Origin of the sequence: Paraburkholderia sp. RAU2J (assembly GCF_003634845.1) — a bacterium.
Taxonomy (GTDB): domain Bacteria; phylum Pseudomonadota; class Gammaproteobacteria; order Burkholderiales; family Burkholderiaceae; genus Paraburkholderia; species Paraburkholderia fynbosensis.
The window spans coordinates 550,734-565,096 of record NZ_RBXG01000004.1 but is presented as its reverse complement, the minus strand read 5'-3'; the positions used below and the strand labels follow the sequence as shown (position 1 = coordinate 565,096).

Below are 14,363 nucleotides of genomic sequence, written 5' to 3'. Positions count from 1 at the left end.
CCATCCGCTGCGTGCACGGCGGCCTGTTCATGGCGAACCAGTAAATGCGTGATATCGACAGTTTCCTGGAGCGCATCGTAAAGCGGCAGAACGGCACCGCCCGGATATCCCCAAACCGTATCAACCCCCTCTTCACACAACACGGAGACGACAATCTGCGCTCCCGATGCGTGGACCTCTCTGCCCAACGCGCCCGAAGGATCTGCCTTCGCGACCTGTTGCATCTCCGAACCTGCAATCTTCATTTTTAGCTCCACATAGGGCGGATCACCGTTGCCACGGCGCGGCTCTGTGCTCGTCTCGCTTGCCATAGCGATCAACGGCCTGTCTAACGATATCGGCCGAGATTGCACCGTCGTCCGCAAGTGCTTTCAACGCAGCAATCGCGATCGAATTCCGATCGACTTCGAAGAAGGCTCGCAACGCCGCACGGGTGTCACTGCGCCCAAAGCCATCCGTACCGAGCGTCACGTAGCGGCGAGGCACGTACGCGCGGATGAGTTCTGGCACGGCGCGTACATAGTCAGTCGCCGCGATCACGGGTCCGTGGGAGGTAGACAGCGCAGACGTCACATACGGAGCACTGCTCTGATCCTCCACGAACAAACGCTCGATGCGCTCGGCTGCGGCGCCGTCTCGATGCAACTCGGTAAAGCTAGTTACGCTCCACACCGATGCTTCAATATTCCAGTCTTCCTTCAGGATGCGCGCCGCCGCCTGCACTTCACCCAGAATCGCGCCCGAGCCGAGCAACTGGACCTCGGCCCGTTCGAGCGATGCCGCGTCAAGCGGATACATCCCCTTGAGCACGCCCTCGCGAACGCTTTCGATGGGTGCACCTGGGAGCGAAGCCTGCGCATAGTTTTCGTTCGTCACGGTCAGGTAATAGAATACGTCGCGCTGACGTTCGATCATTTCGCGCATGCCTTCGTCGACGATCAGTGCCACCTCGTAGGCGTATGCAGGATCGTATGCACGGCAGTTCGGTACCGTTGAAGCCACCAGATGGCTCGTGCCGTCCTGATGCTGCAATCCCTCGCCACCGAGCGTCGTCTTGCCCGCGGTAGCGCCAACCAGAAAGCCACGTGCGCGCTGGTCTGCAGCCGCCCAGATCAGATCGCCGATGCGCTGAAAGCCAAACATTGAGTAATAGATGTAGAAAGGCAGCATCGGAAGATCGTGCACGCTATATGAAGTTGCCGCCGCGACCCACGACGACACAGCGCCAGCCTCCGAGATACCCTCTTCCAGTATCTGTCCGCCGGTATCTTCCCGGTAATAAAGCATCGAGCCCATGTCTTCCGGCTCGTACAGTTGCCCGAGCGGCGAATAGATCCCAACCTGGCGGAACAGATTTGCCATACCGAACGTGCGTGCCTCGTCGGCGACGACGGGAACAATGCGTGGGCCGATCGACGCGTCTTTCAAAAGGCTACCGAGCATCCGCACGATCGCCATCGTGGTAGACATCTCTTTACCGTTGGCTTCCAACGCGAATTGTCCCCACGCCGACATTGCCGGCAAGGTCAGCGTCTGCGACGCAGCTATCCGCCTGCGAGGCAGATACCCTCCGAGTGCAGCGCGTCGATCATGTAGATATCGCATTTCCGGACTGCTTTCCGCCGGTTTATAGAACCGCAACTGCTCGACATCTTCGTCGGAAAGAGGCAGACGGAACCGGTCGCGAAACTCTTTCAGTTGTTCGACGTCGAGCTTCTTCTGTTGATGCGTCGTCATGCGGCCTTGGCCGATCGAGCCCATGCCGAAGCCCTTCATTGTCTTCGCGAGAATGACCGTGGGCTGGCCAGTATGCTTAAGTGCCTTGTCGTACGCCGCATACAGCTTGCGCACGTCATGGCCGCCCCGCCGCAAGCGGTCGATGTCGTTGTTGCTCAGATGGGCGGCAAGCGCCTCCAGATCCTCGTTCTGTCCGAAGAAGCGGTCGCGGTTGTAGGCACCGTCGTTGGCTGAGAACGTCTGAAACTGTCCATCGACGGTATGTGCAAATGCGCGTAACAAGGCGCCGGTGCGATCGCGTGCGAAAAGGCCATCCCAGTCGGAGCCCCACACGACCTTGATGACGTTCCATCCCGCGCCCGTAAACTGCGCCTCGAGCTCGTCGATGATGCGTCCGTTACTTCGCACGGGCCCGTCCAGACGCTGCAGATTGCAGTTGATCACGAAGACCAGGTTGTCGAGCCCCTCGCGTGCCGCGAGCGACAATGCGCCGATCGATTCTGGCTCGTCCATCTCGCCGTCGCCGAAAAAGCCCCATACCGTGCGACCTTCAGTCTTCAGCAGGCCGCGATTCTGCAAATAGCGCATGAAGCGCGCCTGGTAAATGGAGTTGATTGGTCCGATGCCCATCGAGCCCGTCGGAAACTGCCAGAAATTGGGCATCAGCCAGGGATGTGGATAAGAACATAACCCTGGGCCCGAGATCTCGCGACGGTAGTGCTCAAGATGTTCCTCGCTCAGGAAGCCCTCAAGAAAAGCGCGCGCATACACGCCCGGCGACGAATGCGGCTGGAAGTACACGAGGTCGCCGCCATGCGCATCATTCGCACCGTGAAAGAAATGATTGAAACCGACTTCGAACAGATCCGCTGCCGATGCATAGCTCGCGATGTGTCCACCGAGTTCGCCGTATGCGCGGTTCGCCCGCACAACCATCGCGAGCGCATTCCAGCGCAACGCGGCCGCAAGTCGCTCTTCGATATCGATGTCACCCGGAAACGGCGGTTGTTGATCAACCGGAATCGTATTGGCATAGGGCGTGACATTCGCGCGTGCCGTCGCGATGCCGCTCGACAAGGCGTGCGAGGCCAGGCGGTCGAAAATATACTGCGCACGTTCTACGCCGACATGCTTCACCACGCCATCCAGCGCAGCGAGCCACTCGGCAGTCTCCTGCGGGTCGCTATCGATACGGGTCTGGGTGAGGGCAAGAACGGGCTTAGCACCGCTCGATAAATCGGTCATGGCGACTCCAGGCTTAACAATGAGATTCGTGGCCTTCGGGACTCGTGCGGGTCAAACTGCACAGTTCGATGCGGCAAGAAGAGTTTATCTAGCGCTTCACAAAATGTGCGTCTCTTTTGCTGGTGGTTTTTGTCGCAGATAGGGCATAAATTCCGGGAATGCAGTCTCCCGTGAGATTTCCATACTGAGACATCCGAAACAAATCTACCGACCCGCCGCTTGGACCGCACCGACATCGCGATCCTTCGACAGTTGCAGGACAATGCGCGCATCCCAAACGCTCATCTCGCACGCGCGGTTGACTCTCTCCCACTCCCTTCTTCAATCGCGTAAGCGCGCTCGAAAAGCTTGGTCTGTTCCGGTCGGCAACACGTCACCTTCTCGACGCCAGCACGCTCGGGTTGTGTATCGATGCCTTCATTCAGGTCAGGCTGGGGCAACAGGGTAGAAGACGTACTGCGCCGCTTTGAAAGGGAGATTGCTGACCGACCCGAAGAGATGGAACGCTATCTGATGGCGGTCGATTCAGATTATCTGCTGCAAGTTGTCGTGCCCGACATGCAGAGCCTCGAGCGCTTCATCGTGCAATGGTTGACGGAAATATCCGGCGTGTCGAACATCTGCTCCTGCTTCTTTCTCAAGCAGGTGCGCTATAAGACAGCCGTGCCGCCGCTGACTGCAAAACTCACATTGCCAAGTAGCGACGAAACGAGGACTTGAACGGGCAGTGGCTAATGTCTTTAGGCGATGGCGCTGCTAACGCCCTTGTGCCGACAAGTAGCCGACCGCACAGACAGTTAATGCAGAAGTTGAAAATACCCCGTCGCACTCCGCCGCTGCTACCGCAGCCGGCTCGCGAACTCTGGATTTGAGCCGAGCCCGGTTCCTGAAAACCTAACACCTTCACACCGCTATTGGACAGGCGAGCTCGATACCCTTTTTTCCCCTCACCGCGCCGACGGCGAGATTGGCCAAGGGACACTGGTCCTCGAGCCCGCATGATCTCATCGATTTAACCTCAGGCCGCGTCGACTAGAATTTATGACGAAGCCCGAGGCGCAGAACGAGCTGGTTGCGGTTCGAAGAAACGCCGTAAGCACCGGGTACGTATGCGACATCCAGCACTGAACCTGTCGTATCGCCTCCCACATGCTGGTAGGCTCCCTGAAGATAAACGTCAGTTCGCTTTGAAATGTTGTAGTCGCCCATCAACCCGAACGTCTGATAGTTCGGATGGAATCTGCCCGCCGCCGTGGTCATAGACGCATGTGTATAGGTGTACATCGCACCAACATAGAACGCTGGCGTGAACTGGTATTTGCCGTTGACCTCGAGGTTCTGGAAGCGAAGGTCCGAAGCCGGACCGCTAAGAGGCGTAATAGCGCCCACGTACCCGGAATTCGTCGGATTCTTCACATCCACGTTTGAGTACGCGAAACCGAAAGTGGCACTGCCAATATAGTAGTTGATACCTGCACCGAATATCCGCAGCCGGTCGCCCACGAAATTTTCATCACCGCCATTGTTGATGGCACCGGTTGCGGTTGAGGATGGGTTATTAGCCTGCAAATAGGACGCTGCGATCAGAAAGCTTCCTGTCGAATATTGGGCGCCTAGACTATATTGGCGATTGTTGGCAAAGTTGGTGTCATTAGAGAAACTGTAGGTTCCACCGAACTGGAAGCCACCAAAGTTCGGACTGGTGTATTTTGCCGTATTATTTACACGGAACGTACCATCCGTATTATCGTTGTCGTATGGGTGCGAGAACAGATAACCCGCCCAGTTACCATTTGCTGTCGTCAAGGAGAAGTAGTCAACAATCGAGTCATACTGCCGACCGAAGGTAATCTTGCCATAAGTCGAACTTGACAGGCCCACATATGCCTGACGTCCAAACATCAGGCCGCCCTGGCTAAGCTTTCCGTTATTGACGTTGAAGCCGTTTTCAATCTGAAACACTGCGTTCAATTGACCGCCGAGATCCTCGATACCTTTCAAACCCCAACGACTACCCTGAACATAGCCGCTTTGGAGTTCATAGGCCTTGCTTCCCGATGCGTTGTTCGTAAAGTCAAAGCCCTCGTCAAACAGACCGTACAAGGTAACCGATCCTTGCGCATATGCAGAGACTCCGACGGCGGTCAGAACCGACGCAACAAGCAATTTCATCTTCATTTAATGTCTCCAAATCCAAAAACAGCGTTATTTTATTTGTAGTGCTAACTACAACCTATACAGCTATCTTTTCACCTGAAATATTTCCTATTAGGCGCGTCAACGTCACCGCCTTCTGATTCAAGGTCCCGTCAAACGGATGTAAGGAACAACGTAGCTATCGCTCCTCGCATCCGAATGTCGACTTTACAAGTTCTTCACCTGTTTCGACAAATCCATCATTTCGCGGCCTAGTCAGAACGGCGATTTAGGCAATTTTTCCGCTTGAAAAAATTTGTCTGCTTATTTATGCAACAACTGGCTAAGGAATTGCTTTGCTCGCAGGTGCGTCGGGTTCCGGAAGAACGTCTCAGGGTCTGCAGATTCGATGATTTCCCCCCCGTCCATGAAGATGACTCGATCCGCAACTTCGCGGGCGAACCCCATTTCATGGGTCACACAGATCATCGTCATGCCATCACTTGCAAGCTCTGTCATTACGTCGAGTACTTCCTTAATCATTTCGGGATCCAGTGCAGACGTCGGCTCATCGAACAGCATAATCTCCGGCTTCATGCAGAGAGCGCGAGCAATGGCGACGCGCTGCTGCTGTCCGCCGGACAATTGACCAGGATACTTCCTCGCCTGATCCGGTATCCGGACTCGCTCAAGATTTGTCATCGCAATCGCTTCGGCCTCCGCTCTGGAGAGTTTGCGTGTTCGGACCAATGCTAAAGTGCAGTTATCGAGCACATTCAAATGCGGAAAAAGATTAAATTGCTGGAACACCATTCCGACATTGCGACGCACATGTGCCAACCCTTTCATTTTTGAGTGCATCTCGATTCCGTTCACAACAATCCGGCCTTCTTGGTGCGTCTCGAGTTGATTAATACATCGGATCAAAGTCGACTTTCCGGATCCCGATGGACCGCATATCACTATTCGTTCGCCGCATTCCACGTTTAAACCTACGTCGCGTAGAACCTGGAAAGCTCCGTACCATTTGGATACGCCCTCCATAGATACTGCGGTTGACCCAGGCGCTATCGCCTGCAGCCCAGCTGTGACGCATGGTTGCGTCAATTGGGATGCCATGTCTTCCTCCACAACAATTTTTTTCAAGGTTCTATTGAAATGCGACCTGCTTATCGATGAGGAGCTCCGACCCCAAGGTAGCGCTCAGCCTTTCCGACCAGTCCGACGGCGCCCAGAGCCAATACCAGAAAGAGCACGCCAGCAACAAGCATCGGTTCGGCGTAACGATAGGTTTCAGATGCCACATCCATTGCGCTGCCCAGCATTTCGGGAACCGCTATCACGGCGAGGTACGGCGTGGACTTCAGGATCGCGATCGAATATGCCCCCAGAGGGGCCGCGACGTTTCGTAGCATCTGCGGTGCGACGACGAAGACGATTGTGTCCCACCAGTTGAGCCCCAGGCTCTTCGCTCCTTCGGTCTGCCCAACTGGAACAGCATCAATCCCAGCCTTAAACACTTCTGCCATATACCCGGAATAGTAAAAACTGAGAGCGAAAATGCCGATGAAAAGCGCGGGCAAAACGACACCATAATATGGGAGAACAAAAAACAGAAAGTAGATCTGAACGAGTGCTGGCGTAGACCTTATCGCATCGATAACGAACTGAACGATGGGGCGCACTACACCATTAGAGCGTCGCAACAGTTCCCAGACGAATCCAAGCATCAGCGCCCCGACGAAGCTCAGGACCGCAACAAGGACCGTGTTCCCGATGCCCTCTAATACTTGCGGCACGATCCGCAACGCAAAGTCGAAATCGAAGTTCATGATCTCCCTCGCCGGTTTCCATGCGACCGTTCCAAATGGCGCCCAAAGATAGTCACTGGATAGCAAAGAATCAGATATGCAAACAGAAGACTCGAGTAGATCAACAAAGGGTTGTAGCTCAACTCAGAAATCTCTTTTGCGCGAAATGTCATGTCCGACAAAGTAATTAGCGATACCAACGCGGTCCCCTTGATCAGTTGGATAAGATCATTAATAAACGTCGGAATCATAGCCCTGATAGCCTGTGGCAATTCGACGAGTCGAAGCACTTCGAAGCGGGTTAGCCCCAGAGCCAGGCCGGCCTCACATTGCCCACGGGGGAGTGACTGCAATGCAGCGCGAACTGACTGACTGCTATATGCACCCGAATTCAATCCAAGCACAAGACCGCCTACGGTTATCCCCGACAGATAGATTCCAAAAGAGGGAAGCGTATAGTAAAACGCGTAGAGAAGCACAATAACCGGTGAGCTCCTCCATAACTCGATGATGAATGTAATGACCTTTCGGCTGATACCGGTCGTGAAGTTTTGCGAAATTCCCGCAAGCAGGGCAAACGGTATCGCATATAGCAGACCAAGGATAGTAACGGTTGCGGTTACTCCGAAACCTTTATATATCCCCAGCATGACATCGAGAAAGCTCATTCGCCCTCCTCCGTGAATGACGGCACGCTGTTTATCGATAACTCGTTCCGCAGATTTTTTTCGCTGTCACATCGTCGGGCACCATTTCGGCGTCACCAAATCCATAGTTCGCAAAGATCTTTTTAACGCTACCGTCAGCCTTCAGTTTTGCGAGGCTTTCGTTGTACAAGTCCCGCAACTTCTCATCTTCGGGCCGAAATGCGATTGCAGCGTAATTGGCAACCTGCTTTCCATTCTGTACCAATCCGGTAAATGGGACCGCACGCTCAAGTCTGCTGCTTACGTTGGGATCTTTAAGCGTACTGATCACGGTTGAAGCCGACTCTGTATCCGCGTCAATTCGACCAGCCAGCAATGCCCCGACAGAAGATTCGACATCCTTGAGCAAGAGGATCCAGTCTTTAGGAATCCCAGCTGCAATGGCGTGTTCGACAGCGGAACTTCCACGGCCACCGGCCATACGGATTGACGGGTTTTTCACTACATCAGCAAAGCTATGGATGTTCAGCGGGTTACCTTTCTTCACTAGGATGGCGTCGCCGATAGCCAGATCGGGATCACTGAAAATCACCTGCTTACAGCGCGGTGGGGTAATCGCCAGACCCGAAGCGACTGCGTCAATGCGCCTGGCGATCAGACTCGGAATGAGCGCATCGAAGTCCACGACGACAAAGTTGATCTTCTTGACACCAATAGGGCCGAGAACCGCGCGGATCATGTCGGGACCGACGCCGGCAACGCTGCCATCTGCGTTGCGGTATCCCCAAGGCGCCTGATTGTGGATCCCGACAGTGATTTCTCCACCGTGGTTATCCTTGTCGTTGACTGACTGCGCGCTGGCGATGGTGGCGCCCATCATGGTCACCGCTGCGAGGACACGAGCGAATCGTTTGGTCGATGCCAAGCTTGCCATAACTGTCTCCTTTCCTTTTGTTGGTATGTTGAGTATACTTGGCATACCAGGCATGTCAAGTAGCGATGACCGGCAGCGCACCCGTGCTTACCCCAGTGGCGGACCTCCGGTAGCAGACTGAGATGCTTATAAACACACTAAGACCGGAGACATCTTTGTCCTTGTACGAGACAGTGCGCGAGGAACTTCTCAGGCGGGTCAGAAATGGCACGTACGCTTGCGACACGCTCCTTCCGTCCGTAGCGACGCTGAGCGAAGAATTCGGCGTGAGCCCGATTACAGTAAAGCGAGCGTTGCGCGACCTGCGGGCTGCAGGTGTACTCGTCACAATCCGTGGCAAAGGCGCCTACGTTAAGAAACAGGTACGTATCCTGCGCCAGCTCGATATGCGCATGCACTCGCTGCACGGGACTGACATAAGCTTGATCTCGGTGACCCGGGAAAAAATCAGCGACCCGTCGATGGTCTCCTTAGCTCCACCCGATCAAATGATGCTTTGCGTCAGGAAAGTCATTTCCTCTGACGGAGCCCCGTTTCTATATGACGCCAGTTACCTTTCGTCGAACGTTGAAGACGAGATCGTCGACGAGTTCGGCAGGAACTTTATTGTCGACGCGCTGAGAAAACGTGAAATTCGGATTGTGAAGACCGAAATCGTCGTTGAAGCCTTCCCCGCAACAGGAAAAGCCGCTGAGATATTCGACGTCCCGAACGGATTCCCAATGCTCCGTCGCAATTACAAGATGGTAACGACCGACGCGAATATTACGATCTACGGAGTTGTTCAAGCCCCTTTCGACCGTCTAGCCTGTTCCATTGACTTCCCAACTCTTGCTATGGAGATTTGACCGTGACCCAACCGCAACTTGAAATCCCGAGCATCTTTCGGTCGCCCGCGCCTCCGGTGTCCGAAAGCGAACTCCGCCAGCGTCTGGCAAACATCCGTCGCGAAATGGCGAATGCCAAAATCGACGTCATTGTTCTTACTGATAAGAAGAACGTCGACTATTTCACGGACTATCAGGAGCTTTCGTGGGATCACAAAGCACGTCCGATCTTTGCCGCCATCTCGTCGCGAGACTTCGCGCTGTTCGGCAGTCTTGGTGAGGCCAGAACTGTCGAGCTCAGATCTCGCATTTTTGATCCGGTCTACTACAACGGATATCTTGACGAAGCAGTTATCGCAGTCTCGAACTGGGTAAAAGACATGACCACGGGTGGCGCCGCTCATATCGCGGTGGACTATGGCCAGGATATGTTCGGGCGCGGTTCGTTAGGCCTGGTCGACGCACTCAGTTCGATCGACGCGAACGGCCAGGTTAAAAGCGCAGCAGATCCGATCTGGAAAGTCAGGCTGATCAAATCAAGGTTCGAAGCAGACCTCAACCGCACGGCGTATGAGATCGTCAACACCGCATTCGACCAGACGATCGAGCATGCCTATATCGGTATGGCGGAGTATGAACTTTACTACCTTATGCAAGCGCAGATCTATCTCAACGGTGCTGAAAGTGCAGAGCCAATTGCTATGCTGTTTTCCAAAGGCGATTTCGCTTACGGACGCACCGCAAAAGAGCGGAAACTCGAGGCAGGCCACTACGTATGGACCGATTTTCGCGCCACATACGGCGGGTATCCGGCTGATCGCAATCGGATCGCCCGCGCCGGAGACCCTGCAGACTGGGAGATTCGCACCTATACGGCGGTAAGGTCACTGACACTGGATCTCGCAAATCAGATCCGACCCGGAATGACCTGCTCCGATGTGTATCAGAACTTCGACAAAATGTGGCGCGACGCCGCGCTCGGTACGGTGTACAGCGCCGTTTCGCGGATAGGTCACGGCGGCGGCCTCGACGTAACCGAGCCGCCTTCTCTGTCAAGAGCCGACACGACGCTCATTGAGCCGGGAATGATCCTCCATATCGAACCAAAGCTGGAACGCGACGGCGCCGTATTCCAGTTCGAGGAAGTCGTCTTCGTCACCGACTCCGGCATCGAATTCCTGAGCACGCCTTCGCCGGAAATCCTTCCGGTGATTCGATAAGCACTCGATTTTTATAGGTTTCAAATGTCAGGCTCCACACGAATCTGGTCGACGATCGACTACGAGAGGAACGGCAAGCAGGTCGATTGTCTGCGACTTCCGATCTCCACCGACACCTCTGCTTATGGTTGGATCCCAATTCCGGCCATCTGCCTGAAAAATGGCGATGGCCCTACTGCGGTACTCCTCGCGGGAACTCATGGCGACGAATATGAAGGCCAGATTGGCTTGATGCGCGTTGCAAGGCAGCTGGCTCCCGATAACGTGCGCGGGCGCGTAATCATTCTTCCTTCCATCAACTTTCCGGCAGTGAAGGCAGGACGAAGGGTTTCGCCAATTGACGAAGCCAACCTCAATCGCGTCTATCCCGGGCGCGCGCATGGGACCGCTACCGAAATGATCGCGCACTATGTCAGCGAGGTTCTCCTCCCAATGGCAGATCTCGTGGTTGATCTCCACTCGGGCGGCCGCTCCCTCGACTACATGCCGTGTGCGCTCGTTCGCGGCGGGAAGACGGACTTGGAAAATGACAATCTGCTCGAACTACTCCGAGTTTTCGGCGTACCTCTTGCAGAATTCACCAACGGAGCCGGTGGCGGCGGCAATACAACGCTTCCGGCTGCAGCCGCGCCGTTCGGCGTACCCGTTATTACTGCGGAGCTTGGCGGAGGTGCAACTTTGCGCCGCTACGGTTCCGCACTCGCCGAACAAGGCACGCTCAGGCTTCTCAAGTACATTGGAATTCTGGCTTCATGCGACGCTCCAGATCCCGAGCCCGTGAGGTTAATGAGTTGCGAAAGCACGGATTTGTTTGTCTATGCCGATAGCGACGGTCTTTTCGAGCCCATGGCCGAACTTGGCGAAGAAGTCGAGAACGGCCAGCTCGCCGGACTGCTTCACTCTGTCGACAAGCCTCACAGCGCTCCCGAGGAAATTTACTTCCGTCGAGACGGACTGATCGTTTGCAAGCGTCATCTGGCGCTGGCGAATCGGGGCGATTGCTTGTTCGGACTTTTGGAAGATGCCTCTGCGTCCCCCCCCTCCGGAGCCAAGTGATGAGCCAACTCAATCCCCATATTTCCGGCATGAAGTGCATTCAGTGTGGGTTGGTACACGCACTGGACGATTATTTTGAAGGCTGTCCGCGGTGCCTGAAGGCGGGCACACCAGCGAGCGTCGCACCGCATTACACGGATTTCCCGGCCGAATTGAACGCGGGAAATATCATGAACTGGCTGTCGTATCGCGGTGCGTCAGGCTTGGGTGAAGGCAGCACGCCACTATCGAGCCTGCCCCGACTCGCCGCTGTGTTGGGCGTAAATGCATTGCATACGAAGAACGAGTTCTGCAACCCCACCGGCTCCCATAAGGACAGAATGGGAGCAATCGTGATCCAGCGTGCAGTGGACGTCGGCGCGACAACCGTCGCTGTTGCCTCGAGTGGCAATGCTGGAGTATCGACGGCCGCATACGCAGCCCGGGCCGGCATCGAATGTGTCGTCGTGACGACGCCGGACATCAGCCCGAACTGGAGAAGAGCAATCGAAATGCATGGCGCGCGCATCATCGCGACGGAAAATCCAGATGATCGCTGGGCCCTTATCGCGCGACGCGCGCGGCAGGGCGATTGGTATCCCGTTACCAATTCCATCATGCCGCCCGTTGGGAGCAATCCGTTCGGCGTCGACGGCTATCGCGCCATCGCATTCGAGCTCCAACTGCAATTTGCGGCACAGCCGCCAACGGACATCGTCGTCCCGACCGCTCGCGGCGACTTGCTCTGGGGTATCGCAAAAGGCTATCAGGACCTGCGCGACTCGGGCCTGGTGCGCTCAATTCCCAAGGTTCATGCCGTCGAACCGTTTCCACGAATCAGTCTGGCGCAACAGGGGCATGGCGTGGTTTGCCGCGACTATTCAGGGGACACGACCATGGAGTCAATCGGCGGCAATACCGTTACCCGCCAGACTTTGCTGGCTCTCGAGTCCACCGGTGGGCTGGGCGTCGCGGTCCGCGACGAAGAGGTCATCTCTGACCAGCTTGTGCTCGCCCGAGCGGGACTGTACCTCGAGCGCTCGAGCGTTGCGGCGCTCACCGGGCTGCGCAAATTGATCGATCACGGACAAATTGGACAGGACGCTCGAGTCGTCATGGTTGCCACTTCACATGGCTACAAGGAAAAAACAGAATTCGACGACTCGCTATCGGCGGTCGACGTTTCTCGCGAAGTGTGATCCTGTCGGACGTAGAGGAGATGAGTGTTGAACGAAGAGACCTGCAATGTCTCGGCCGACGCACAACCCGTGTCGTCGCACCGAGACCATATCCTTTTTCCGAACAACCCAGTCCATGCGCACGCAGGGCTGTTGGCACGCTTTCTCACGGAACTTAGCTACGAGGACATCCCCGAAGACGTCGTCCATAAGGCGAAATTGCTGACGCTGGACACGATCGGGTGCATCGTCGCCGGAACGGACACGGTGCTCGGCCGCAAGATCCTCGCGGCCTACGGGAGCAGAGATCAAGAACGTGGCTGTACCGTGTTGGGTACCTCATTGCGCATGGCACCATCGCTGGCCGGCAAGGTGAACGCTTGGCTGTCGGATGTTCTCGACTACGAGGACGTCGCGGTAGGCCATCCAAGTGCGACGATCATACCCGCCGCACTGGCTCTGAGCGAACACACCAATGCAACGCCAAAGCGGTTTCTTGCCGGTGTCATAGCCGGTTATGAAGCAGGCCTCCGGCTGCACGACGCCACGCAGGCTAGCCCCGAAGCGTATCAGCGCTTCGCCGTATATCACGCGTGGCATGGCGTAGCTGCTGGAGCCGCCGCCATGGTCATCGCGGGCGGCTCGGAAGAGCAGTTCCGGTCCGCGCTCGGCCACGCTGCCGCCAATACCTGCCTACCGCTGTGGTACGTCCAGTACGGACAGCCTGCGCATGCGCTCAAGGCGAACTATGGCCAGATGGCTCTGGCGGGAATCGATGCCGCACTTTGCGCACGTCACGACATCATCGGCCCGTTCGCCATGCTGAGTGATCTCGAGAGAGGTTTTGCGAGGATCATCGGATCGGATCGATTCAACGCAAGCCTGCTCTCGACCGATCTCTGCCACAGTTGGCGCACAAGAGAATCATCCCTTAAAGCCTTTCCATGTTGCGCCTTTCTCCATACCACTATTGAAGCAGTTTCGAATCTTGTCGAACCGAACTCTCTTAACCACAAAGACATAGACAAAATTCTGATTCGAACCATTTCTCGAATACCGGAATGGTTCTCCAATATAAAGCCATCTTCCGACATCGATGCTCAATTGTCCGTACAGTACGTATCGGCGATGACGATTCTGTCTGTGGGCGTAGGAAGAGAATGGTATTCTCAGTCAATGATGGAAAATGCCGACGTTCATACATTGATGGAGAAGATCGAGGTCGAAATCGATCCCATCGCAGAGGAAGCATTCTGGAAGATCGACCAGCACATGTCGTCCGTAACCATCATGTTATCGGACGGCCGCTCTCTCGAGACATCGGTGCAATGGCCGCGGGGCCATTGGCGTAGACCATTCAGCGATGCTGACGTAAAAGGAAAGTTTTTGCGCAACGTTCGGGGAACTGCCCTGGAGTCAAAAGGCGCGGAAATTTTCAAGCGGGTGATGGACATGGAAAACTACAGCTCGATGCGTGAACTCACCGGCCTGCTGAGCATTACGGACTAGTGGAACCTCAATGGATTCGATCCACTGAGCTCAAGGGGGGCCGAATTCATGTCGTAGACCCTCTCTTTTTTTGCCCTATCACTA

Annotated in this window: 12 protein-coding genes and 1 pseudogene; 6 read left to right on the top strand and 7 right to left on the bottom strand. The window is 55.5% G+C overall.

The genetic code is table 11. From position 1 onward, the window contains the following. Together B0G69_RS40525 and mdeB are read right to left on the bottom strand one after the other, a co-directional pair. The coding region (locus B0G69_RS40525) for a thiamine pyrophosphate-binding protein (RefSeq protein WP_277873625.1) at positions 1 to 224 on the bottom strand (224 nt) is incomplete at its 3' end. A 43-nt stretch (positions 225 to 267) separates the two neighbouring features. Next, a complete protein-coding gene (gene mdeB, locus B0G69_RS40520) occupies positions 268 to 2,982 on the bottom strand; it encodes an alpha-ketoglutarate dehydrogenase (protein ID WP_121325611.1) in 2,715 nt (904 codons plus the stop codon). 219 nt (positions 2,983 to 3,201) lie between these two features. Here mdeB and B0G69_RS40515 point away from each other — a divergent pair. Then, positions 3,202 to 3,702 (top strand): annotated as a pseudogene (locus B0G69_RS40515) (Lrp/AsnC family transcriptional regulator). 312 nt (positions 3,703 to 4,014) lie between these two features. Here the strand turns inward: B0G69_RS40515 and B0G69_RS40510 are convergent. From B0G69_RS40510 to ehuB, 5 genes are all read right to left on the bottom strand, one after another. Continuing rightward, positions 4,015 to 5,160 carry a porin gene (locus B0G69_RS40510; protein ID WP_121325609.1) on the bottom strand — a complete coding sequence of 382 codons (1,146 nt, stop codon included), beginning with the start codon at positions 5,158 to 5,160 and terminating at the stop codon, positions 4,015 to 4,017. A gap of 282 nt (positions 5,161 to 5,442) precedes the next feature. Continuing rightward, positions 5,443 to 6,162, bottom strand: a complete 720-nt coding sequence (locus tag B0G69_RS40505) for an amino acid ABC transporter ATP-binding protein (RefSeq protein ID WP_241991768.1) — start codon at positions 6,160 to 6,162, stop codon at positions 5,443 to 5,445. 125 nt (positions 6,163 to 6,287) lie between these two features. Continuing rightward, the gene (locus tag B0G69_RS40500; protein ID WP_121325605.1) at positions 6,288 to 6,950 is read right to left on the bottom strand and encodes an amino acid ABC transporter permease; all 663 of its coding nucleotides are present in this window, start codon (positions 6,948 to 6,950) and stop codon (positions 6,288 to 6,290) included. Beyond that, positions 6,947 to 7,597, bottom strand: a complete 651-nt coding sequence (locus B0G69_RS40495) for an amino acid ABC transporter permease (RefSeq protein ID WP_121325603.1) — start codon at positions 7,595 to 7,597, stop codon at positions 6,947 to 6,949. The genes B0G69_RS40500 and B0G69_RS40495 overlap by 4 nt, the downstream gene beginning before the upstream one ends. Before the next feature lie 31 nt (positions 7,598 to 7,628). Then, positions 7,629 to 8,510, bottom strand: coding sequence for an ectoine/hydroxyectoine ABC transporter substrate-binding protein EhuB (gene ehuB / locus B0G69_RS40490; protein WP_121325601.1), 882 nt, complete (start codon positions 8,508 to 8,510; stop codon positions 7,629 to 7,631). Positions 8,511 to 8,665: 155 nt separating this feature from the next. Between ehuB and B0G69_RS40485 the strand changes: the two genes are divergently transcribed. The 5 genes from B0G69_RS40485 to B0G69_RS40465 are packed head-to-tail and all read left to right on the top strand — an operon-like array spanning position 8,666 to position 14,279. Beyond that, positions 8,666 to 9,358 (top strand): GntR family transcriptional regulator, encoded by a 693-nt coding sequence (locus tag B0G69_RS40485; protein ID WP_121325599.1) that lies wholly within the window; start codon positions 8,666 to 8,668, stop codon positions 9,356 to 9,358. A gap of 2 nt (positions 9,359 to 9,360) precedes the next feature. Further along, complete coding sequence (locus B0G69_RS40480) at positions 9,361 to 10,557, top strand: Xaa-Pro peptidase family protein (RefSeq protein ID WP_121325597.1); 1,197 nt, start codon at positions 9,361 to 9,363, stop codon at positions 10,555 to 10,557. Between the two features lie 24 nt (positions 10,558 to 10,581). After that, positions 10,582 to 11,613 (top strand): succinylglutamate desuccinylase/aspartoacylase family protein, encoded by a 1,032-nt coding sequence (locus tag B0G69_RS40475; protein WP_121325595.1) that lies wholly within the window; start codon positions 10,582 to 10,584, stop codon positions 11,611 to 11,613. After that, the gene (locus tag B0G69_RS40470) at positions 11,613 to 12,791 is read left to right on the top strand and encodes a pyridoxal-phosphate dependent enzyme (protein WP_241991759.1); all 1,179 of its coding nucleotides are present in this window, start codon (positions 11,613 to 11,615) and stop codon (positions 12,789 to 12,791) included. The genes B0G69_RS40475 and B0G69_RS40470 overlap by 1 nt, the downstream gene beginning before the upstream one ends. Positions 12,792 to 12,818: 27 nt before the next feature. After that, positions 12,819 to 14,279, top strand: a complete 1,461-nt coding sequence (locus B0G69_RS40465; protein WP_158609073.1) for an MmgE/PrpD family protein — start codon at positions 12,819 to 12,821, stop codon at positions 14,277 to 14,279. Positions 14,280 to 14,363 lie beyond the last annotated feature (84 nt).

Coding starts and splice junctions, on each gene's coding strand:
- ehuB (WP_121325601.1), bottom strand. CDS start 8,510: ATGGCAAGCTTGGCATCGACCAAACGATTCGCTCGTGTCCTCGCAGCG.
- mdeB (WP_121325611.1), bottom strand. CDS start 2,982: ATGACCGATTTATCGAGCGGTGCTAAGCCCGTTCTTGCCCTCACCCAG.
- B0G69_RS40470 (WP_241991759.1), top strand. CDS start 11,613: ATGAGCCAACTCAATCCCCATATTTCCGGCATGAAGTGCATTCAGTGT.
- B0G69_RS40505 (WP_241991768.1), bottom strand. CDS start 6,162: ATGGAGGGCGTATCCAAATGGTACGGAGCTTTCCAGGTTCTACGCGAC.
- B0G69_RS40475 (WP_121325595.1), top strand. CDS start 10,582: ATGTCAGGCTCCACACGAATCTGGTCGACGATCGACTACGAGAGGAAC.
- B0G69_RS40510 (WP_121325609.1), bottom strand. CDS start 5,160: ATGAAGATGAAATTGCTTGTTGCGTCGGTTCTGACCGCCGTCGGAGTC.
- B0G69_RS40495 (WP_121325603.1), bottom strand. CDS start 7,597: ATGAGCTTTCTCGATGTCATGCTGGGGATATATAAAGGTTTCGGAGTA.
- B0G69_RS40500 (WP_121325605.1), bottom strand. CDS start 6,950: ATGAACTTCGATTTCGACTTTGCGTTGCGGATCGTGCCGCAAGTATTA.